This is a genomic window from Galactobacter sp., from assembly GCF_022712295.1.
GTDB lineage: Bacteria > Actinomycetota > Actinomycetes > Actinomycetales > Micrococcaceae > Galactobacter.
Genome location: NZ_JALAGT010000132.1, coordinates 1 through 21,313, shown reverse-complemented (window position 1 = coordinate 21,313; position 21,313 = coordinate 1). Strand labels below are relative to the sequence as shown.

23 protein-coding genes and 1 pseudogene are annotated in these 21,313 nt (G+C 66.4%); 11 read left to right on the top strand and 13 right to left on the bottom strand.

The window, feature by feature from the left end:
- Positions 1–141 (top strand): annotated as a pseudogene (locus tag Q0A15_RS10130) (IS630 family transposase); the annotation flags it as partial.
- Here Q0A15_RS10130 and Q0A15_RS10125 read toward each other — a convergent pair.
- The 9 genes from Q0A15_RS10125 to Q0A15_RS10085 form a co-directional block, all read right to left on the bottom strand.
- Positions 138–743: a response regulator transcription factor gene (locus tag Q0A15_RS10125; RefSeq protein ID WP_291279411.1), complete on the bottom strand. Its 606-nt coding sequence runs from the start codon at positions 741–743 to the stop codon at positions 138–140. The pseudogene Q0A15_RS10130 and the gene Q0A15_RS10125 sit on opposite strands and share 4 nt — an antisense overlap.
- The gene (locus Q0A15_RS10120) at positions 737–1,864 is read right to left on the bottom strand and encodes a histidine kinase (RefSeq protein ID WP_291279410.1); all 1,128 of its coding nucleotides are present in this window, start codon (positions 1,862–1,864) and stop codon (positions 737–739) included. The genes Q0A15_RS10125 and Q0A15_RS10120 overlap by 7 nt, the downstream gene beginning before the upstream one ends.
- A gap of 41 nt (positions 1,865–1,905) precedes the next feature.
- The gene (locus tag Q0A15_RS10115) at positions 1,906–2,661 is read right to left on the bottom strand and encodes an ABC transporter permease (protein ID WP_291279409.1); all 756 of its coding nucleotides are present in this window, start codon (positions 2,659–2,661) and stop codon (positions 1,906–1,908) included.
- Positions 2,658–3,653: an ABC transporter ATP-binding protein gene (locus tag Q0A15_RS10110; RefSeq protein WP_291279408.1), complete on the bottom strand. Its 996-nt coding sequence runs from the start codon at positions 3,651–3,653 to the stop codon at positions 2,658–2,660. Before Q0A15_RS10110 ends, Q0A15_RS10115 begins: the two co-directional genes overlap by 4 nt.
- Before the next feature lie 76 nt (positions 3,654–3,729).
- Positions 3,730–4,935, bottom strand: coding sequence for an aminotransferase class I/II-fold pyridoxal phosphate-dependent enzyme (locus Q0A15_RS10105; protein WP_291279407.1), 1,206 nt, complete (start codon positions 4,933–4,935; stop codon positions 3,730–3,732).
- A 99-nt stretch (positions 4,936–5,034) separates the two neighbouring features.
- Positions 5,035–5,826, bottom strand: a complete 792-nt coding sequence (locus Q0A15_RS10100) for an oxygenase MpaB family protein (RefSeq protein WP_291279406.1) — start codon at positions 5,824–5,826, stop codon at positions 5,035–5,037.
- Positions 5,827–5,852: 26 nt separating this feature from the next.
- Entirely contained in the window at positions 5,853–6,239 is a 387-nt protein-coding gene (gene trxA, locus Q0A15_RS10095) for a thioredoxin (protein ID WP_291279405.1), read from the bottom strand.
- A 43-nt stretch (positions 6,240–6,282) separates the two neighbouring features.
- Entirely contained in the window at positions 6,283–7,557 is a 1,275-nt protein-coding gene (rlmN, locus tag Q0A15_RS10090) for a 23S rRNA (adenine(2503)-C(2))-methyltransferase RlmN (protein ID WP_291279404.1), read from the bottom strand.
- Between the two features lie 110 nt (positions 7,558–7,667).
- Entirely contained in the window at positions 7,668–7,889 is a 222-nt protein-coding gene (locus Q0A15_RS10085) for a hypothetical protein (RefSeq protein WP_291279403.1), read from the bottom strand.
- Positions 7,890–8,316: 427 nt separating this feature from the next.
- On the opposite strand from Q0A15_RS10085, the gene Q0A15_RS10080 reads away from it, so the two are divergent.
- The 3 genes from Q0A15_RS10080 to Q0A15_RS10070 are packed head-to-tail and all read left to right on the top strand — an operon-like array spanning position 8,317 to position 10,363.
- Positions 8,317–9,108 carry a hypothetical protein gene (locus Q0A15_RS10080; protein WP_291279402.1) on the top strand — a complete coding sequence of 264 codons (792 nt, stop codon included), beginning with the start codon at positions 8,317–8,319 and terminating at the stop codon, positions 9,106–9,108.
- A complete protein-coding gene (locus Q0A15_RS10075; RefSeq protein WP_291279401.1) occupies positions 9,105–9,932 on the top strand; it encodes an aldo/keto reductase in 828 nt (275 codons plus the stop codon). Before Q0A15_RS10080 ends, Q0A15_RS10075 begins: the two co-directional genes overlap by 4 nt.
- Before the next feature lie 11 nt (positions 9,933–9,943).
- Positions 9,944–10,363 carry a hypothetical protein gene (locus tag Q0A15_RS10070; RefSeq protein ID WP_291279400.1) on the top strand — a complete coding sequence of 140 codons (420 nt, stop codon included), beginning with the start codon at positions 9,944–9,946 and terminating at the stop codon, positions 10,361–10,363.
- Between the two features lie 19 nt (positions 10,364–10,382).
- Here the strand turns inward: Q0A15_RS10070 and Q0A15_RS10065 are convergent, their stop codons facing one another.
- Entirely contained in the window at positions 10,383–11,000 is a 618-nt protein-coding gene (locus tag Q0A15_RS10065; RefSeq protein ID WP_291279399.1) for a phosphoribosylanthranilate isomerase, read from the bottom strand.
- Positions 11,001–11,385: 385 nt separating this feature from the next.
- Complete coding sequence (locus tag Q0A15_RS10060; RefSeq protein ID WP_291279398.1) at positions 11,386–11,853, bottom strand: DUF3237 family protein; 468 nt, start codon at positions 11,851–11,853, stop codon at positions 11,386–11,388.
- Positions 11,854–11,959: 106 nt separating this feature from the next.
- Here Q0A15_RS10060 and Q0A15_RS10055 point away from each other — a divergent pair, with 106 nt between their 5' ends.
- The 4 genes from Q0A15_RS10055 to Q0A15_RS10040 are packed head-to-tail and all read left to right on the top strand — an operon-like array spanning position 11,960 to position 16,489.
- On the top strand, positions 11,960–13,555 hold the full coding sequence (locus Q0A15_RS10055) for a DUF5129 domain-containing protein (RefSeq protein ID WP_291279397.1): 1,596 nt from the start codon (positions 11,960–11,962) through the stop codon (positions 13,553–13,555).
- An 8-nt stretch (positions 13,556–13,563) separates the two neighbouring features.
- The gene (locus Q0A15_RS10050) at positions 13,564–14,067 is read left to right on the top strand and encodes a GNAT family N-acetyltransferase (protein ID WP_291279396.1); all 504 of its coding nucleotides are present in this window, start codon (positions 13,564–13,566) and stop codon (positions 14,065–14,067) included.
- Positions 14,068–14,078: 11 nt separating this feature from the next.
- On the top strand, positions 14,079–15,224 hold the full coding sequence (locus tag Q0A15_RS10045; RefSeq protein ID WP_291279395.1) for a peptidoglycan bridge formation glycyltransferase FemA/FemB family protein: 1,146 nt from the start codon (positions 14,079–14,081) through the stop codon (positions 15,222–15,224).
- A gap of 23 nt (positions 15,225–15,247) precedes the next feature.
- A complete protein-coding gene (locus Q0A15_RS10040; protein ID WP_291279394.1) occupies positions 15,248–16,489 on the top strand; it encodes an ATP-grasp domain-containing protein in 1,242 nt (413 codons plus the stop codon).
- A gap of 60 nt (positions 16,490–16,549) precedes the next feature.
- Here Q0A15_RS10040 and Q0A15_RS10035 read toward each other — a convergent pair whose 3' ends face one another.
- Positions 16,550–17,818 (bottom strand): peptidoglycan bridge formation glycyltransferase FemA/FemB family protein, encoded by a 1,269-nt coding sequence (locus Q0A15_RS10035; RefSeq protein WP_291279393.1) that lies wholly within the window; start codon positions 17,816–17,818, stop codon positions 16,550–16,552.
- A 146-nt stretch (positions 17,819–17,964) separates the two neighbouring features.
- On the opposite strand from Q0A15_RS10035, the gene Q0A15_RS10030 reads away from it, so the two are divergent.
- From Q0A15_RS10030 to Q0A15_RS10020, 3 genes are read left to right on the top strand one after another with little or no spacing between them, the layout of a single operon-like run.
- Positions 17,965–18,297: a metal-sensitive transcriptional regulator gene (locus tag Q0A15_RS10030; protein WP_291279392.1), complete on the top strand. Its 333-nt coding sequence runs from the start codon at positions 17,965–17,967 to the stop codon at positions 18,295–18,297.
- 26 nt (positions 18,298–18,323) lie between these two features.
- Positions 18,324–18,545 carry a heavy-metal-associated domain-containing protein gene (locus Q0A15_RS10025; protein WP_291279391.1) on the top strand — a complete coding sequence of 74 codons (222 nt, stop codon included), beginning with the start codon at positions 18,324–18,326 and terminating at the stop codon, positions 18,543–18,545.
- Positions 18,538–20,859: a cation-translocating P-type ATPase gene (locus tag Q0A15_RS10020; protein ID WP_291279390.1), complete on the top strand. Its 2,322-nt coding sequence runs from the start codon at positions 18,538–18,540 to the stop codon at positions 20,857–20,859. Before Q0A15_RS10025 ends, Q0A15_RS10020 begins: the two co-directional genes overlap by 8 nt.
- 38 nt (positions 20,860–20,897) lie before the next feature.
- Here the strand turns inward: Q0A15_RS10020 and Q0A15_RS10015 are convergent.
- A partial coding sequence (locus tag Q0A15_RS10015; RefSeq protein WP_291279389.1) for a fibronectin type III-like domain-contianing protein occupies positions 20,898–21,313 on the bottom strand: 416 nt, incomplete at its 5' end.

Genomic DNA, 21,313 nt, shown 5'->3' with positions numbered 1-21,313 from the left:
TCTGTACGTGATCTGAATGCGAAGATCCGTCAATTCATCACCGGCTGGAACGACCGCAAACATCCCTTCGTCTGGACCAAAACCGCCGACCAGATCCTCACGAAAGCCAACCGCCTACCAACTTCCGAAACGCGACACTAGATCCATCCCTTCTCGCGTGCCTGCCTGGCAGCCTGCGCCCGGTTCTCGCTGCCCGTCTTGCCGATGGCGGCGGAAAGGTGGTTGCGGACGGTCCCTGCAGAAAGATGCACGCGCGTCGCCATGTCCGCCACTGATATGCCTTCCAACGCAAGTCGAAGCAATTCGGCCTCCCGGTCGGTGAGCGGACTCGCCCCCGCGAACAGCGACTCCTCGGCCAGCGCCGGATCCACCACGCGCAGACCGGTATGGACCCGTCTGACGGCATCGGCCAGCTCCTCAGCCGGCGCATCCTTGACCACGAAGCCGCTGGCACCCGCCTCCAGCGCGGCACGAAGATAGCCGGGCCGGGCGAAGGTCGTCACGATCAACACCCGAGTCCCCGGACTGGCCGCGATCACGCGAGGCGTGGCCGCGATCCCGTCCTCGCCTGCCAGTTGGATGTCCATGAGGCACACGTCCGGCTTCACCTCGGCCGCCCGGGACACCGCTGAGTCGGCATCCGCGGCCTGGGCCACGACCTCGAGGTCGTCCTCAAGGTCCAGCAGGGCTCCGAGTGCACCACGAACCATGGCCTGGTCGTCCACCAGCATCAGGGTCACCATGTCAGCTCCACTCTGGTCCCGCCGAGATCATGGGAGACCCCGACTCCGAGTTCCGCTCCGGCCACCGTGGCACGTTCCTTCATCCCACGCAGGCCGTTACCGTCCGGTTCGCCGACGTCGCCCGCCGCCAATCCCACACCGTCATCTTCGAAACTGAAGGCCCCGGGACGGAACCCGATGCAGACACGGCTCGCTTGGGCGTGGCGCAAGGTATTGGTGGTCGCCTCCCGCAGGATCCAGGCCGTCACCAGGGACTGAGCCGCGGAGAGCTTCGCCTCGTCGCCCCGGACGTCCACCGCGATACCGGCCTGTTCCATGGCCGTGGTCGCGGAAGCCAGTTGTGCGGGCAACCCCTCCGTGCGCAGCCCAGTGACGGTGGCCCTGACCCCGGAGATGGCCTCCGCCACGAGGGTGTCCAGTTCCGCCAGCTCCCGCTCGGCCCGGTCCGGGTCCTTGCGTATGAGCTTCCTGGCGAGTTCGGCCTTCAGCTTCACCACTGTGAGGGAGTGCCCAAGCAGATCGTGCACGTCCCGGGCCAGCGTTTCTCGCTCCTCGCTGGCCACCAGATCGCGGGACAACCGTTCCGCCTCGACGGATCGCCCGATCAACCACGTGGTGACGGTATGCACCATGCACAGGACCACCAGGATGATCAGGAGTGCGATGTTCTCGGCCCAGGTTCCCGTCACCATGACGTAACCGGCCAACCCAAGAACGGAGACCGCAGCGACGGCGTAGAAGAACCAGCGACTGAGTTGGTATGCGGGGATGGTGACCACGAACGGCAAGAAGCTGAAGGCACCGTCCCCTATCGCGGGGATCGTCAGCAGCACGGAGAACACCGCAGCGCTGAAGAGCCACCACGTGCGGGGCAGCGGGGCAGCACCGGATACCCCGGTGTTGTGCCCCAGTCGGAAGGCAAGCAGGTACAGGACCACGAATGCCACCAGCCCGGTCCACCCCAGGATCCGTTCCGATCCTGACGCGGGGCTCGAGACCAGTGCCGAGGCCGGGTAGAAGATGAACATCAGCCACAAGGCCGCCATCACCCAGGAGTAGCGCGTCCACGGGGCGCCGCCCCGTTCCACGTCCTGCTCCTGTGAGGCCTGCAGATGGTTCATGGTTCAGAAGCCTATCGACTTGGGCCGTCCAGGACCTCGGCTCACTTCCGGCTCCGGGTCCGCTTCACTCCCCAGAGGGCCAGGAAGAGGAAGATCACGGCCCACACCACGACGTTCAGCACGGGCTGCCACAGTGGATCGGTCAGCGTCTCGTCCACCGCGCCGGCGGTCAGCGGCCACCTGGCCAGCGCCACCACACCGTAGAGCGGGGTGTAGTGGGCAATCGTGAGCATGACCCCCGACAGCGGCATGAACACGTTGCCGAAGAAGGCGAAGAAGGTCAGCAGGGCCGAGGCCAACCCGGTGGCGGTGTCTGACTTGAAGATCAGGCCGACCGCCAGTCCATAGAGACCGTAGATGGACCCGAGCCCCAGCGTGATCCCTGCACAGGCGAACCAGCGCCAGGTGTCGTCCACCTCCGCCCCCGTGAAAGCGCCGATCAGGTAGACCACCACGATGGAGAGCACCGAGTAGGACAACGCGACCAAGACCTTGGTCAGGGTGTAGCCGCCGTTGCCCAGCGGGGTCATGGCCAGTTGTCGACCCCAACCTTGCGCGGATTCCGCCGCGGAAGAGGCGGTCAACGAGGTCATGGCGGTGACGCAACCGTAGGCCCCCATGGACACCATGACGGAGAAGGCCACGTTGCCGGAACCGATGCGGATGGCGCCCCATTCGGCTCCCGCGCCGAAGATCAGGTACATGACGGCGGGCAACGCCAGGGTGAAGGCGAGGGTGAAGCCGTCGCGCAGTTGGCGCAGCAGCTCGATGCGCAGGTAGGTGACTGAGAAACTCATGACGCGCTCCTGGTGCTCTCGTCGGACCCGTCGGACGGCTCACGGGCCGCCTTGGATCCTGTGGTGAGTTCGGTGAAGGCTGCCTCCAGGCTGGGCTCCGCGATCCGCAGGTCGGATCCTCCCAGCTCGTTGAGCAGCAACCTGGCCACGGCGTCCGAGTCCTCGGCCCGCAGCTCGATCCGCAGGCTCTCGCCGGCGAGCGTCTCTGCCGCAGGCACGTGAAGCTGGCTGACCCCCGGAGCGCCGCGCAACCGATCCAGCGCGGTCCCTGGAATCAGGGCCGTGATCGTTCGTCCGCCCAGGGAGGAGCGCAGTTTCCGAGTGGGTGCGTCCGCGATCAGCCGGCCGTGGTTCATCACCACGGTCCGCGCCGCGTACTGCTCGGCTTCCTCGAGATAGTGCGTGGCGAAGACGACGGTGCGACCCGCCTCGGCGTCGGCCTGCATGACCTCCCAGAAGTGACGCCGTGCGTTGACGTCCATCCCCGCCGTGGGCTCGTCCAGGATCAGCACATCCGGGTCAGGCAGCAGCGCCAGCGCGAACTTGAGACGCTGTTGCTCACCGCCTGAGCACTTCCCCACGCGGCGTTTGGCGATGCCGTTCAGGTCCGCCCGGGCCAGCACGTCCGGCACGCGATCGGAGGCCTTGAACATGGAGGCGATCGCCGTGACGGTCTCCCGCACGGAGAGGTCACGCAGCAGGCCTCCGGTCTGCAGTACCGCCGCGATGCGGCCCGCGCCGGCCGCCTTCCGCGGCGGTCCGCCCAAGACCTCCACTGTGCCCGACGACGCGTCGCTGAGTCCCAGCATCATGTCCACTGTGGTGGTCTTCCCGGCCCCGTTGGGGCCAAGGAAGGCGACGATCTCTCCGGCTTCGATGCTGAGGTCCAGCCCGGTGACCGCCTTGACCTGCCCGAATCTCTTACTCAGCCCCTGGGCCAAGATGGCCGGGCCCGATGAGCCTGCTTTGGTTTTGGTGCCGGTGGTGTTCATGTCCACCAGTCAACTGCGCAACCTCGTCACCGCGCTGCGTGGGCTGTCACGACTTCACAATGACAAGTGTCATGCCTCAGGACAACCGCAGGGACTCCTGGAAGGCGAGGATGCGGCCCACCGCACGGGACACCGTGTCCTGACTCGCGGCGAAGGAGAGCCGAACGGTGCTGCCGCCGGCTACGGGGTCGAAGTCCAGGCCCGGGGTCAACGCCACCCCCTGATCCTCCAGGAGCGCCGCACACCAGGCTGCGGAGTCCGCGTACGGACCGAGGACCTTTGAGATGTCGGCGTAGAGGTAGAAGGCTCCGTCCGCGGGGGCAACGTCGCTCCAGCCCAAGTTCGGCACGGCGTCCAGCAGGATCCCCCGGTTGCGCGCATAGGTGCTGACCTGCTGCTCTCCGAAGGCATAGGCGTCCTCGGTGAAGGCCTGGACCGCAGCGACCTGGGCGTTCCTGGGTGCGCAGAGGGCCACGTTCCCGGCCAGTGCATCGGAGCTCTTGCGCAGATACGGAGGCAGCAGCGCCCACCCGACTCTCCACCCGGGCATACCCCAGAACTTGGAGAACGAGGAGATGACCACGGCGGTGTCCCCGAACTCTCGGGCGCTGACCCCTCGCGGGTCCGGCTGCTCCGGCGCTGGGTAGGTGATGCCGTGGTAGATCTCGTCGCTGACCAACAGAACGTCCCGGTCGTTGCACCACTTCGACAGCGCGGCCAATTCCTCACGGTTCACCATGGTGCCTGTGGGGTTGGCCGGCGACGCAAGGACCAGGCCGGCCAGCTCCCCGTGCTCGGCCGTGGCCTGGTCCAGAAGTTCCGGGGTGGGCTGGTAGCGGGTCTCGGGTCCGCAAGGGATCTCCACGACCTCCAGCCCGAGGCTGGTGAGGATGTTGCGATAGGCCGGGTACCCCGGACGCGCCAACGCCACTCGGTCTCCGACATCGAACGCCGCGAGGAACATGGTGACGAAGGCACCGGAGGCACCCGTGGTCACCAACACCTCGCCGGGTTCCACCACGGTGTCGTACCAGCGCTCATAGTGGCCCGCGATGGCCTCTCGCAGCTCCGGCAGACCCGCCGCCGGCGTGTAGTTGAGGGCCTCACCGCCCGCATGAAGTTCTGCCGCTGCCTGGTTCACCGACGGCGCAGGACCGCTGGAGGGTTCACCTGCGCAGAGGGACAGGACTTCCCGGCCTTGGGCCCGTAGTTCGCCGACCCGGCTGAGCACGTCCATGACCTTGAACGCCGGAACCTGTCCCCTGGCTGAAGCAGTTCTCATGCCCCTATTCTGGGCCACTCCCAGCACAACGTCGGTCAGATGACACACCGTCGGCGACGACTGCAGCACTGGCACCGACGTTATGTAGTTCTACCGACCTCAGGCAGTCAGCGACCGCAGCCGGGCCCGGGCCACGACCTGACGGACCTGGTCCGGCAGCACCGGGTAGACCTTGCCGATGAATCCGATGGAAGTCCTGAACAGCAGGTCCGTGGCGCGGGTGTAGCGCAATTGCGGCAGAGAGAATGCAGCCCGCACGGCGGGGGGCAACAGGCCGGCCGTCGCCCATCTGACCAACGGCATGGCCGCACGCAGCCACAACGGGGCGTGGTCGGCGGCCAACAATCCGTGCGCAACTCGCCTGGCGTCGTCGGACACCGACAATTCCGCCAGCCGCGCGGCGAAAGCTGCGTCGAACGAGGCCCGGTCCCGGAACCATAGGTCCGACGGCACGCCCAGCGACGTAGCCAACGCACCATAGCCGCGCACCACCTCATCCTGCACGTCCGTCGGCAACTCGCCGAGCACGGCCTCCCAGGCGGCGGTACCGCAATGGCACAGCGTCATGGCGACCCAGAGCCGGGCATCATCGTCGTCCGCATCATAGGCGGGCGTGGTTTCGGTGGCGGGTCCGTGCACATAGGAATGCGCGTGGTTGACGTGCTCCACGACGCGGCTGCGTTGGGCATCAGAACCCAGCGACACCGCGTAGATGTAGTCCAGCGTCCCCCACAACCGCTTCAGCGGGTCGCGGACGAAGTCCGAGTGAACGGCCACGCCCCGACCAACACGCGGATCGGCGATCTGCAACAGGATCGCGGCCCCTGCACCGCCCAAGAGGACGGACTCGGGCGCCACTTCACGAAAACTACGGGCTCGTCTGGGGTCCAAGACTGGGCTCCTCCTCCGAGTCGGTCCTACTCGGCCTGAGCGGAGTCGCTCTCTGCCTGGGTCTCGGCGATTTCCTTGCGGATCTCCTCCATGTCCAGCTGCTGCACCTGGGAGATGAGGTCCTCAAGGCCGGCCGCCGGGAAGGCGCCTGACTCGCGGAAGACCAGCACACCGTCACGGAAGGCCATCAGCGTAGGGATCGAGGAGATGCCGGCGGCACCGGCAAGACGCTGCTCCGCCTCGGTGTCGATCTTGCCGAAGGTGATGTCAGGGTGGTTCTCCGATACCGACTCGAAGATCGGGGAGAACTGCTTGCACGGACCACACCACTCGGCCCAGAAGTCAACGAGCACAATGCCCTCGCCCGTCACGTGCTGTTCGAACGTTGCCTCGGTCAGATCGATGGTCGCCATGCGGTGTGTGTCCTCCAGGTCGGTGGTGGGGTTCGGGTGGTTCTCAGTCGTTAGCCGCGGCCAGCTGACCGCAGGCTCCGTCGATCTCCTTGCCGCGCGTGTCACGCAGCGTGGTCGGCACGCCGGCGGTCTCGAGGCGATCGATGAACTCCATGGTGGCCTTGCGCGTGGAGGAGGTCCAAATGGAACCCGGGGTGGGGTTCAACGGAATCGGGTTCACATGCACCCACCCGCGGCCACGGGCGTTGAGCTTCTCCGCGAGCAGATCCGCGCGCCAAGGGTGATCGTTCATGTCCTTGATCAGCGCGTACTCGATGGAGACGCGGCGGCCGGTGCGCTGGTAGTACTCGTGAGCGGCGTCCAGGGCCTCGTCCACCTTCCAGCGGGAGTTCACGGGGATCAGGTCGTCACGCAGCTCGTCATCAGGAGCGTGCAGGGACAGCGCAAACGTGAAGGGCAGCCCCTCGTCGGCCAGCTTGCGGATGGCCGGGACCAGACCAACGGTGGAGATCGTGATGCCGCGGGCTGACATGGCCAGACCCTCCGGGGCGTCGGCGACCATGCGGTGCACGGCGTTCATGACGCGCTTGTAGTTGGCCAGCGGCTCGCCCATACCCATGAACACGATGTTGTTCACGCGTTCGGGCTCGCCGTTGACGTGGCGGTTGGCGCCCAGGCCGCCTTCGTCGATCACGCGGTTGGCCTGGACGATCTGGTCCAGGATCTCAGCGGAGGACATGTTGCGGGTCAGGCCGTTCTGGCCGGTGGCGCAGAATGGGCAGTTCATGCCGCAGCCGCACTGGGAGGAGATGCACAGGGTGATGCGGTTGGAATAGCGCATCAGCACGGACTCCACGAGGGCGCCGTCGAAGAGCTTCCAGAGGAACTTGATGGTCTTACCGTCATCGGTGACCAGGCGCTTGACCTCGGTCAGCAGCGGCGGGAAGAACGCATCGACGATCTCCTGCCGACGGTCCTTCGGGAGGTCACTCATGGCCTCTGGGTCCGTGGTGTGGTGAACGAAATAGTGCGTGGAGACCTGCTTGGCGCGGAACGCCGGGAGTCCCAGTTCCTTCATCTTCTCCTGGCGCTCGGCCAGGGTCATGTCGGCCAAGTGCTTGGGCGGCTGGGAGACGCGGGGGCGCTGAGCGAACTGCAGCTGCGGGCGGCCGTCGGGCCCCATGGGCTGCTTCCAGCCCTCAGCGGTGGGGCGCACCTGGGGACGGTTGCCACGGTCCAGGCCGCGCGCTGCCCGTGCGGCGTGGGCGCGGGAGGTCCCGGAACGGTGGTGGTCTTCGGTGGTGGTGCGCTCGCTCATAACGAGCAATCATCCCACTTTCGGGGAGACCGTGCCGTGGTCCAACGCACCATCGGCATAATTCCTGGGCCCCTGACGCGTGCGTTACATCACCGCGGCTGGCCAATCAGTCAGCCGCGTGCGCTGTTGAGGACCTTCTCCTCCTCCATGGCCAGTTCCGAGGCCGTCAGCTCGTGACGGGCGCGGACGGCCTTCACGACGGCCACGGTGGCAGTGATCAGGAGGAATACACCGGTCAGGACAGGAACCCACGCGAGGTCGTGGTCCACCTTGAAGAGGTAGCCGCCGGCCACGGTGCAGGCCAGCGACAGAAGGATCAGGCGTGCGAGCATGCGCGCCAACATACTCCTGCCCCATGGAGACTGACAATCTCCTGAGAATCTGTGTCGGTGTTGTGCATCACTGCGTTACGCGAGCATCTCCGGACAGAGGTGCGGCACGCTTCCGAACGCGCGCGGAATCCCGCGGATTCAGGCGGCATTGAGCGGGACCCGCACCGTCGGCGATCCGGCCGCATCGCACAACGTGAGGGCCACAACGTGAGGGAGAGAACAACAGCGTCAAACGCCACGTTCGGCGCCCGGGCGCGTGATCAAGCACCACTGCGGTACCGCCTCGACCTCCGGACGTCATCCATGGCAGATCCCATCTCCGGCAGCTGTCGGGCCACGCTGAAAGGACATGATGTAGCGAGAAACCGCGGATCTTTTCGGCACCGACCCATGCCTTGCCCGACCCTGAGCCGGTAGCGTGGGACACATGAAGGAATCCGCAGCACCTGGGGCAACAACGCTCGCCGACGCCCGCCATCAGGCCGACGTCCTGCACCGCTCGGGCGGGGTCTCCCTGCTCACGCTCGCAGCGTTCTGGGGCATCGCAGCAGCCCTGGCGCAATGGGGCACCCCCACTGCTGGACAGATCGCTCTGCTGCTGGGCACCCTGGCGGCGCACCCCGTCTCCTGGTTGGTGCTCAAGCTGGTGGGCGGACCGGTCATGCTGCCGCGCTCCAACCCACTGGTCAGCCTCTTCTACGAGATCGTGGCCATCCAGGTGGCCGGCGTGGTGGTCGGCATCATGGCGGCGCAGTCCAAGCCGAGCCTCTTCTTCGCGATCTCCCTGATGGGTCTGGGTGCCGGGCTGTTGCCCACCGCCTTCCTCTACGGCAAGAACCTCTACCTGTTGGCAGGCACCATCATGATTCTGGTTCCGGCCATCTGCGCCTTTGTGGCCACACCATTGGTCCCATGGTTCGGCCTGATCGGCGTGGTGCTCCTGGTCGTCACCGGCGGGCTGTTCCTCCGACTGGACGGCGGCATCGGCTTACCGCTGCCGAACAGCATCATGGGCGAGCGCGTCGGGAACTCCAGCGAATCCACCGGGACCGGTTCGGATGAGCTCAGCGCCAGCTCGGCCGCTCCGAAGGACCGCCTCTCCGAGGACGACGATCCATACGGGTTAAGGGATTCCACAAGCACCTCCGACGGCTCCTACGACGCCACCGACGGCGACGGCCCGGACGTCGGCTCTGACAACGGAAAGGACTCGGCATGAGCCTCACAACCCACCGGGGGTTCACCCTCCCCAGCATCGGTCTCGGCACGTACAAGTTGCGCGGTGCCGCCGGGGCCGAGGCGATTGCCAACGGCATCAATTCCGGATACACGCTGCTGGACTCCGCCTACAACTACGAGAACGAGGGAACCGTGGGCGAGGGCCTGCGGGCATCCGCCTCCGGACGCGGAAACGTCATCGTGACCTCCAAACTGCCTGGCCGCTATCAGAGGCACGACGACGCCCTGACCTGTGTCCAAGAGAGCCTCTACCGCCTCAACTTGGAGAACATCGATCTCTACCTGATCCATTGGCCCAACCCCGGCCAGGGCCTCTACGTTGAAGCCTTCAAGGCGTTGCTCGAGGCCCGCGAGTCCGGGCTGATCTCCCACGTGGGCGTGTGCAACTTCCTCCCGGAGCACCTTGAGGCGGTCCACGACGCCACGGGCGAGTACCCGGAGGTCAACCAGATCGAGTTGAACCCCTACTTCCCACAGACCGAGGCCTTGGCGTACAACTCAGAGCGGGGCATCGTGACCCAGGCCTGGTCCCCGTTGCGTCGCGGAGGAGAGCTCTTCTCGGAGCCGGTCATCACTTCGGCGGCGGAACGCTTGGGTGTGAGCGCGGCGGAGATCGTCCTCGCCTGGCACGCGGCCATCGGCTCGCTCCCGATTCCCAAGTCCGCGACACCGGCGCGGCAGCTGGCAAACCTCGCTGCGGTGAACCTGGAACTGACCTCTGACGAGGTGGCTGCGATCACCGCGCTCGGCCGTCCGGATGGCCGTCTGAAGGACCAGGACCCTGCCGTCTACGAGGAGTTCTAGGAAGGACCATCATGTCCGTCTCCATCCATCTTCCCGTTGCGAATCTGGCGGCCACCGACCAGTTCTGCGCCTCCCTCGGCCTGACCAAGGTGCTGTCCGCGTCCGGCCCCGCTGTGAGTACCTACACCCTGTCCCAGGACACACGGGTCGTTGCGCACACCATGGAGAGCTTCTCCCGCACCCTGCGTGAGGGCGACCAGCCCGACCGCCCCTCCGGGGCAAGGCAGATGTTCGTGACCGTCGAGGTCGACTCGGCGACGGCGGTGGGCGCCTTCGTCGCAGCGGCCGTGGCCGGTGGCGGTCAGGTCTACCGGTTCCCGTTGGAGGAGTCCCGGGGTCGGTTCACCGGCGCCGTCCGTGACCCCGACGGGCACGTGTGGGAGGCCGGCTACACCGACCCCTCCGTGGCGGCAGACCAGCCCTGGACCTGATCATCCAGTCCTGGCGTGATTACTCGGCCTGCTTGGCCGCCTCGACGAAGGCACGGATGAGACCCAGGTCCTTCTCACCGGGAGCGGACTCGACCCCGCTGGAGACGTCGACACCCCAAGGATGAGCCTTGCGGATGGCCTGAGCCACGTTGTCTGGGTTCAGCCCCCCGGCCAGCAGCCACTCCCCCTCCAGGCCGAGTCCCTCCAGCACGCTGAGGTCCCAGGTGGAGCCGCTGCCCGGCTTGGGGGCGTCCAGCAGTAGGCGTTCCTCGCCGTGGGCGCCAAGAACCGGGTGCGGGTCATGCTTCAGGGAGGTGGCCCGCCAGAGCCTCGGAAGCGTCCGGGCCGCCGCACTGAAATCCGCCGAGGAATAGGCCGGGCCGTGCAGTTGCAACACATCGGCGCCGATCTCCACCGCCATGTCCGCGGCATCAACCGCAGGAAGATCGTTGACCACGAGGACGGCGTCCACGTCGGCACGGGCTGCCTTGGCCGCAGCGATCACGGTGCGCGCGGTGTGGGTGTCCACGTGGCGGGAACTCTTGGGGCTCATCACCACGCCGATGGCGTCCGCGCCGTCGGTCACCGCCTCTGTGGCGGCCTCAGCCGTTTTCAACCCACATACCTTCACGTACATGTCTGGATCTTCCCACGTCACGTCTGGCGCGCGCCACGTCGACCGTTCATCGGCCGCGCTTCTCCGGCTGTCACGCTCGGCCGCGCCACCCCTTTTCCCCCGACTTTCCGTCATGACCCCCTAGCGGCCCTACGCGGTCATGACGGAAAGCCTAAGGAAAAAGAGGTCGGGAGAGCACTGGCGGCCCAGAAAAGCGGCGTGGCCCGGGCAGCAGCGTGGCTCTGGCAGCACAGTGGCCGGACAGCAGCGTGGCCCGACAGCAGCGTGGCCCGGGCAGCACAGTAGCCCGGACAGCACAGGGGCCCAGGCGGCAGAGCGGCCTGACAGCAGCGTGGCCCAGAAAGCGGAGCACGCGAGACGTCGGAGGTCCCAGACTGCACTGGCCTCAGACCGTGGGAGCCCAGGTACCTTCCAGGTCCCAGCGGTGGATCTCGATCCGGACGCGGGTGATGCTCTCCTCCCGCAGCACGCCGAAGAAGCGGGTCTCCTTGAGCCATTCGGGCCCGCCGGCCGGGACCTCGAACGTGGGCTTGGTGGGCAGAGCCGGTGCAAGGTCGCCCTTCCCGAACTCCTCCTCTGGCGGCGTCACTCCGGTGCCACCATTGACGACGCCGACGATGGTGCCGTCCGCGAGCTTGATGTCATAGCGGGCCCAGACGGTGAAGGTTCCGTCGTCACCCTCCAGGTTCCAGTCGGCACCGCCCGGCAGGATCTCACCCTGCAGGTCGGGGCCATCCACCCGGCCGCCCACGATCGGGACGATCCTGCGGAAGCCTCCCTGAACGTTCCCCACCTCGGTGGGCGGAAGGAGGTCTACATGCAGCGTGAACGCGTGGCGTGTGGTGATCGTCATACCGAGAATCTACCTTGCCGACCGGTTGGTCGGCTAGCGTTTCTCAGCCGTGGCAGCCGCGCCCCGCTAGGCTGATCAGGTCCGCGTCGCCGCCGAGGAGTCACTCATGTCCCGAAAGCCTCTCCCCCGCCGTCCACACCTGGTGTTGCTGGGTCTGCTCATGAGCCTCTTCCTGGGGCTCACCGTGGCCGCGCCGGCGGCGAGCGCGAGCGAGCGCGCCCACGCGGGGCATGCCACGTCGTCGGGCACAAGCGAAAACCGACTGGACGCTGCAGCAGCGCGCGCCGTGCTGCCTGCGGCCAAGAACGTGAAGTCCTTGAGCATCGACGACACCGCCGGGGTTTTGAGTGAGCCACGGTTGAAGAAGGCGCTGGACGGGGTCAAGTTCCACAAGCCCACCAAGGTCGCCATCTATACCCGTGAGGGTGACTACTCCGACGACATCAACACCAAGACGTTGGACTACGCCAAGAAGGTGCATCCCGAGTGGATCTCGGACGATCCCGAGGACTACGGCGACTACTGGGCGGACGGCCTCTTCATCGTCACACTAAGCGTGGAGACCGGAAACCACGGGCAGGTCGGCACCTACTTCGGTGAGGACCGCGCCCTGAAGCAGGCCAAGATGGAGAAGACCCATCAGGCGGGCACAGACAACTTCAGGCAGGGCCGTTGGACCGACGGTGTGGCCGACGTCGTGAAGGAGGGAGCCAAGCTCATCGAACGCCCGTGGTACCTCAACCCCGCGCTCTACCTGTGGACGTTGGGCCTGTTGGCGGTTGTGGGGATCGGCGTAGCGGTGTGGTTGAGCATTCGCTCCAAGCGTCGTCAGGAGTTCGACTCGCACATGGCCACCGGTGTTGCCCATGTTGCACAGGTGGCCACCGATCTGGACACCACCGAGCTCTCAGCCAGAACGCTCCCCACGGATTCCCCCCATGCGGCTGACATGGAGCGCCGCTTCGAGGACTTCATCCAACAATTCCGGAAGGCGTTCACCGAGCAGCAGGAGCTGGAGGCGGTGGACCCCAAACACCGCCATCAGGACACCTACGTCCGCCGGGCCAAGGCCTTCTCCGACACCGCCGCGGATCTGGACTTCACCGACGACGCCATCATCCAGGCCGCCGCGCTCTATACCCGTTCTGCCACGTGGCAGGACGCCTGGCGCGCCCAGACCGCTCCGCTGTTGGAGGACCTGGACCGGCTCGATTCGGTGTCCGGCTCTGCACCCGTGGACCTGCGCAGTGTTGATGCCACACTGGCCTCCTTCCGAGAGGAGGCCCGCGCCAAGGTGGAATCCGTCTCGTCCGACTTGGAGGCCCAGCGCATCACTGTGGACCAGGCTCTGGACGCGCTCAGCGACCTCCGGAGCCAGCTGACCAAGCAATTGGAGCGCTTCTCGGAGGCGCAGATCGCCAAGTATGCGAAGTCCGCGTCGGAGGAGCGTTTGATGCGTGAACAGATGAGTTCCGCCCGCTATGGTCAGCGCCGTTCGGGAACGGGCTCCATCCTGGACGTGTCCGGACCCGCCAACCACTTCTGGCGGGTGGCGGCGTACCAGATGGGCTACACCGCCGGGCACAGCCGCGTCGAGAGCGCCCGCAGTGCTGCCTCATCCTCGTCCCGTTCCGGTGGGTTCTCTGGCGGCTATTCGGGCGGGGGCTCCTTCTCCGGCTCCGGCGGATCGTCGCGGTTCTGATGCCCTCGATGCCTTTGGAACCCGCCCTGCCGACCGGCTACAGCCTTCTCCACGCTCCGCTGGCTGAGCTGTCCGGCCTCACCTGGCACCAGATCTCACGCCTGCGGCAGGACGTGTTCGTGGTGGAGCAGGACTGCCCCTACCCGGACCAGGATTCCCGTGACGCGGAGCCTGCCACCGCGCATCTGTGGATCTCGTCCGCGGCGCCCGGTGGGGCTGCCCGCGTCGTCGCCACCCTGCGGCTCCTCACAGAGCCCGACGGCGTCACTCGTCGGATCGGGCGCGTCGCCACCGCCCCCGAACACCGTGGGAGGGGGCTCATGGGATACCTGCTGAGGGCCGCCATCCAACTGTGCGGCACGGCCCCGATCGTGCTTGACGCACAGGCTCACCTGGAGGGTTGGTACGGCTCGTTCGGGTTCGTCAAGAACGGGGAGGAGTTCCTCGAGGACGGAATCCCCCACGTGCCCATGCGCCTGATGGATGGGGCGGCAAGGGCCCAACGCCGGTAGTCTCGTATCTCGTGAGTAGCGATGAACTGAGCCTTGCAGCCATCAGCGCCGAGGAACACGCTGCGTTCCTGGCCACCCGCCGGGACGTGAGCTTCATGCAGCGCCCCGAGTGGGCCCAGATCAAACCCGCCTGGCGGGGACTCAGCCTCGGTTGGTTCTCCGGCGGTACCCAGGTCGGCGCCGCGCTGGTGCTCATGCGACCCGCCCCCGTGGTGCGCAAGTCCCTTGCCTACCTGCCCGACGGTCCGGTGATCGACTTCGCGGAATTCGCACCTGAGCGCGTGCTGCGCACGCTGGCGGAGTACCTGAGGGCCAATGGCGCCTTTGCCCTGCGCCTCGGCCCCTCGGTGGATTCCACGACGTGGAAGGCCGTGGACGTGCGTAAGGCCATGGGGTCCGGGACGCTGGAGGACCTGTCCCAGTTGGCGCACTCCAAGAACGACTCCGCCGCAGATGCGGTCACCGCAGCGCTGCAGGCGCAGGGCTTCTCGCACCTGGATTCCGGCATGGACTTCGCTGCGGGGCAGCCCGAGTACGTGGCCCGCGTCCCGCTGGTCGATGCCGACGGGAATCCGTTGACCATGGACCAGATCATGGCCGGCTTCTCGCAGTCCGCCCGGCGCGAGACCCGGCAGTCGCTGAAGGCACCGCTGGACATCGTGGTGGGCGGGACCGAGGACATGGGCCGCTTCCATGCCCTCTACTCCACCACAGCAGACAGGCAGGACTTCACCGGCCGTCCGTTGGAGTACTTCACGAACCTGCACCGCACCCTCAACGCGGCGCAGCCCGGCTCCTGCACGCTCTACATCGCCTCCCACGAGGGACGCGATCTGGCGGCCGCCGTGCGGCTGCGCTCCGGCAACCGTTCCTGGTATGTCTACGGCGCCTCCAGCAACGAGGAACGCAAGCTCAACGCACCCAAGGCGCTGCAGCATCGCATGCTCTCCGACGCGTTGGACGAGGGTTGCCTCTACTTGGACCAGGGCGGCGTGACGCCCACGCTGAAGCGCGGCGACTCCCACGGCGGCCTCTCCTACTTCAAGACCTCCATGGGCTGCGACGTGATCCGCACCGTCGGCGAATGGGAGCTGCCCCTGAACCGGCTCCTGTCATGGGGCTTCGACAAGTTCATGGCCTGGCGCGAGAAGCACTGAAGCGGAGAGTTGAAAGGCAACCAATGGCATCCAACGACCTGCTCCCCGTGGTCATCGGGTTCGATATCGCCGACTACAGCTTCGCGCGGATCTTCCACGAAGCCGCCGGCCTACGCTCACTGGTGATCTCCGAGGTCCATCGCGGCCCCATCGAGAACTCCTCCATCTTCGACGTCCAGATCGTCCCCAAGGGCACGCTGGCGCACGAGGACAAGTTCGTGGACCTGCTGCATCGGATCGCCGAGGATCACCCCGAGCAGCAGCTCCTGCTGCTGGTCAATTCCGACGAGGGCGTGGAATTCGCTGCACGCAACCGTGCCGCATTGGAGCCGCGCTGGTTCCTGCCATACGCCCCGATCGAGGCCGTGGAACGCGCCAACTCCAAGGAGGACTTCTACGAGGTCTGCACGAGCCTTGGCCTGGACGTTCCTGCGCGGTCCACCGTGGACCTGCGCACACCCCAAGCGTGGGCCGACAATCTCTCCACGCTGACGTTCCCCGTGGTCGTGAAACCTGCGGTGGGCTCCGACCTGGACTTCTACTGGGGCCAAGGGCTGCGCAAGGTCAAGGTCTTCGACTCCGCCGAGGACGCCAACACCTATTTCAGCTCCCTGCGTGAGTCCGGGGTGGACATCGAACTCATGGTCCAGGAGCTGATCCCGGGAGACGACACCACACAGTGGGTCATCAACGGTTACGTGGACGCTCAGGGCAGGGTCACCGCCACCGGCACCGGACGGGTCCTGCTGGGTCTGCACCAACCGCGCTATCTCGGCAACGCCGGCATGATCCTGCTGGAACCCAACCCTGAGCTGGCACGACACGCTCAGCGCCTCGTCACCGCCGTGGGACTGCGTGGCTTCTTCTCCCTGGACGTGAAGATGGACCCGCGGGACGGCCGGGCGCTGTGGCTGGATCTGAACCCACGGATCGGTCGCAGCCACTACTACCTCAAGGTGGGCGGCATCGACCTGGCCAAGGCCATGCTGGCCGATCTGGCCGGAGAGGAATCCCCTTACCAGACCAATGCCCGCGACGGCATCTACACCGTGCTGCCCATGGCGCTGGCCAACAAGACCTACCTGCAGGATCCGCAGCTTCGTCAGCGGGTGAGGCGGGCGCGGAAGGCCCAGCGCCCGGTCAACCCGCTCAAGAATCCGGCGGATCGCCACCCGAAGCGCTTCACGTACCGCCTCATGAACTCCGTGAACCAGTGGCGGCAGATGCGCCGCTTCTACCCACGGCCCACGGAGTCCGGTTTCTGACTCAGCAGCCCGGCGTGATCAGCCTTGTGCGATCAACCCGCGGTGATCAACCCGGCGTGATCAGCCGAGCGCACCCAGGCGCTTGGCCAGGAACGCGTGCACGGGGAGGTCGTAGGTCCCCACGAGTTCCTCCACGTTTCCGCCGAACTGACGCTTGAACTGCAGCACGCCGTGGTCGCTCGCGGTGTCGGAGAAGTCTCCGGTGATGCCGTAGAGGTTGTAGGTGCCCACCTGGTTCTCCAGGCACCATTCCAGCATGGTGCGGTGGATCAGGTAGATACCGTAGTAGCTCTGGAACTCGTCGTAGGCTCCGGAGAGCAGGTAGACCAGCTCACCGGGGGAATGCACAAAGAGGCTGGCGGCGAGGACCACCTCGTCGCCGTGATCCTTCTGCACGGCCAGCGTGTCGTTCTCACGGCGCTCCAGCACGCCGATCCGGTCCCGGTGTTCCTTGAGGGCGTTGCGGCGCTTCTTGTTCAGGACCTTGCCCTCGGCCTCCATCTTGGCCTCGAGCTCCTCGATCTCGGTGATCTGGGCCTGAACCTGCTCGCGCTCCTCGGCAATGGTCTTCAACGCTTTCACGCAATCCAAGACGGCGACGGGAGCCATGACGTCTTGACCGAGGTGTTCCTTCAGGTCGCGATAGAACTTCGAGGCGCCTGAGGAGATCTCGTGCATGTCCGTGCGCTGCGCTGTGTGGCCCAGGACCCTCTCCAGCACATCGAACTGGTCTGCTTCGAGGAAGCGGACCTCGACGCCATTGGTGCCGAGCTTGTTGAAGCCGGTGCGTGCCCCTTGGGCCACGGACGAGGCGACCTGCTTGTAGGTCATGCCCTCGATGTCCTTGGTGTAGGAGAATCGCACCTGGATGTCCGAGGAGTCGTAGAACTCCCGATCCACGTGGACACCGTTCAGGGCCGTCACTGCGGCCTCGAGCACGGCCACATCCGGATTCACGTCCCCCGGCGTGATGTCCTCGTAGCTGCGGGCGAGCACCGGCGGGTTGACCCGGATGGACAGGGTCCGTGGATCGCGGCGCAAGTAGGCCACGAGACCGCTCAGGAACTCCGTGACGAGTCCCGCATCCGACCAGTCCAGGACGGGGCCGTAAGGGACGGTGACACGGTGGAAGAGCTTCTTCCACGGCTGGAACACCAACAGGGCCACACCCACGAGCACGCCGTTGTCACGACGCATCCCCACATAGTCAACGGTGTACCCCTCGGCGCGACGGGTGGCCCCGTAGCCGGGCAGCTGCGTGTAGAAGACGCGGGACTGGGTGTCGATGTATTCGGAGTACTCGGACTCCGACACTCGAGACAAACGCATTGTTCCCTTTCGTGGATGGGTTTCTCACCCATCAGAAGGCGGTGACCACTGAACTTCGATGGTATCAACGGCAGACCCACCCACCGCGGATCGTATACCCCCTAGGGGTACTTGTTAATTACCCCTAGGGGGTATATCTTGTCGGTGTGAACCAGATCGAACCCGACCCACACGCAGGCCACGCCTACACCGCCCAACCCGGGCAGAAGGACGCCATTCTGAAGCGCCTCCGGCGAATCGAGGGCCAGATCCGTGGCATCGAGAAGATGGTCGAGGAGGACACCTACTGCATCGACGTCCTCACCCAGGTCGCCGCGGTGAATGCGGCACTGCACAAGGTCTCTTTGGGCCTCGTGGAAGGCCACGTGGGCCACTGTGTGGTGGATGCCGCACGTGAATCGATCGAGACCGATGATCCCGGCATCGTGGATGCGAAGGTCAAGGAAGCCACCCAAGCCATCGGCCGTCTGCTCCGCTGACGACCGTCGTCCCTGAGGAGGACCCCATGAACACCACCCTGAACATCTCCGGCATGACCTGCAACCACTGCGCGCTCTCCGTCACCGAGGAGCTCGAGGCCCTCGATGGCGTCACCGACGTGTCGATCGACCTCCACCCGAACGAGATCTCCACCGCCCAGGTGACCGCCGACCGAGAGATCCCCACCGAGCAGCTTTCCGAGGCCGTGGCCGAAGCCGGCTACACCGTGGTGGGAGACCATGCCTGATCAGGCCGCACTTGCCGCAGAAGCCCAGGACAGGCGCACGGTCCGCCTCGACATCGAGGGGATGACCTGCGCCTCCTGCGTGAACCGCATCGAGCGCAAGCTCGGCAAACTCCCTGGGGTCAGCGCCTCCGTCAACCTCGCACTGGAACAGGCCACCGTCGCCGCCCCGGACGAGGTCACCGACCAACAGCTGATCGACACCGTCCAAGGCGCCGGCTACGGGGCCATCCCGCATGCCTTGCCCTCAGCGCACACAGGCCATGGGGACGACGGGCACGGGTCCGATCATGAGAACTCCGGCGGCGGGCACCAGCACGGTGGGGAAGGCGACCACCTCTTCGGCAGATTCGTCGTCGCGGCGATCTTCACCGTTCCGGTCCTGATCATCTCCATGGTTCCCGGGGCCACGTTCCCCCACTGGGGATGGGTCGTGGCCGCACTGGCGGCGCCCGTGGTGACCTGGTGCGCATGGCCGTTCCATCGCTCTGCGGTCACCAATGCCGTGCACGGGGCCTCCACCATGGACACCCTGGTCTCGCTCGGCGTCGCGGTCTCCTACTTCTTCTCCTTGATCCAGCTGCTTCTGGACCCGGGCATGACCGCCCATGCCGGTCATGGCGTGAGCATGGACATGAGTTCGCACCAGCTCTACTTCGAGGGTGCAGCCACCATCTCCACGTTCCTGCTGTTGGGGCGCTGGCTGGAACTGCGTGCCCGCCATGGTGCGGCGGACGCCTTGCATTCCCTGCTGAGCATGGGCGCCTCGGAGGCAGAACTGGTACTCGACGACGGCTCAAGTTCCAAGGTGCCGGTGTCTTCCCTGCAGGTGGACGACCTCGTCCGAGTCCGCCCGGGCGCCAAGATCCCTGCAGACGGCGTGGTGGAGAGCGGTCATTCCACCGTGGACGCCTCGATGATCACCGGGGAGTCCGCCCCGGTATCCACCCATTCCGGGGACGAGGTCACCGGAGCCACCATCAACGGCGCCGGCTCCCTGACCGTACGCGTCACGCGTACCGGTGAGGACACCACCCTTGCCTCGATGGGCAAGATGCTCTCCGACGCCCAGACTCAGAAGGCCCCGGTCACACGGCTGGCCGACAAGATCTCGTCGGTCTTCGTGCCGATTGTGCTCGCCCTGTCCGTTCTGACCTTCCTCATCTGGTGGCTCGCCGCGGGCAACCCGCGCGACGGCCTCACCGCGGCGATCACCGTGTTGGTCATCGCCTGCCCGTGTGCCTTGGGACTGGCCACACCGGTGGCCTTGGTGGCAGGCACCGGACGCGGGTCCCAGCTCGGCATCCTGATCTCCGGACCTCAGGTGCTTGAAGAGGCTCGCGGTGTGGATGTGGTGGGTCTGGACAAGACCGGAACCATCACGGAGGGCCGCATGGCTCTGGGCTCGGTGGAGACTTCGGACGCGAACGGCCGCCCCTTCCCCGCTCAGACCGACCAGGAAACCGCTCTGCGCCTGTCCGGCTCCGCAGAGTCCGGGTCCGAACACCCCATCGCCGTCGCCATCACCCGGGCGGCGCAGAACCAGCAAGCCGGCCGCCTCCCCTCGGCAGAGGCCTTCACGTCCTCACCCGGTGGCGGCGTGGCCGCGCGGATCGAGGACCGAGCCATCGTCGTGGGTCGCCCGGACTGGCTCCAGGAACAGGGAGTCACGGTGGACACCCAGGCCAGAACCGCGCTGGAGGCGGCGCAGAACCGGGGCGCCACCGCCGTGCTGCTGGGATTGGACGGTCAGGTCGCCGCTGTGCTCTGCGTGACGGATACCGTCAAGGACTCCTCCGTGGAGGGCATCGAACGGCTTCGGGCTGCCGGGGTGACGCCGTGGTTGCTCACCGGTGACAACGAGGCCGTCGCAAGAACCGTGGCCGCCCAGGTCGGCATCGCGCCGGAGCACGTGGTGGCCGGGGTCCTCCCTGACGGCAAGGTGGAGCACGTCAAGAACCTTCAGGCCAAGGGCCACAAGGTCGCCATGGTGGGAGACGGCGTGAACGACGCCCCCGCCCTGGCCACGGCTGACCTCGGCTTGGCCATGGGGTCCGGCACCGACGTGGCACGCTCCAGCGCCGGGATCGAGCTGATGGGTTCCTCAGTGACGCAGGTCGCCGACGCCATCGATCTGTCCCGCGCAACGCTGCGGGTGATCCGCCAGAACCTGTTCTGGGCGTTCGCCTACAACGTGTTGGGGATCCCCGTTGCCGCCTTGGGGCTGCTCAACCCGATGATCGCAGGCGTAGCCATGGCCGCCAGTTCCGTGATCGTGGTCGGGAACTCGCTGCGGCTGCGACGCTTCGGCCGGTGAACCGGTCGCCCTGGGTCAGCTAGGTCAGCCCACCCTGATCACTCTGCCTGAGCGGAGTTGGCGTGGTCGATGAGAGCCGACAACGCCGCCGAGTCCATCCCGCCGCTGCCGAAGGCACTCAGCCGGTCCAGCGGGAAGCCTGCCATCATGGCGGCGAGGCCCTCCTCGCCGCCCATCGCGTCGGCCATGCCGACAGAGGAGTCCCCGAACATACCCTGCATGGCCTGGGCCACCTGCGGCCCTGCCACCGGGTCGGCCAGCAGATCTCCCAGAGAGGAGTCCATTGACAGCGGAACGCGGGCCGGGTCTCCTTCCACCGCAACGGTGACCCTGCCACGTAGGTCGCGACTGGAGGCCCCCACCACGAACTCGAAGTCTCCTGAAGCCACCACCCAGCGATGCAATCGCGTGTTCCAGTCGGCAAGATCCGGGCGATCCACCGAGATCCGCACGG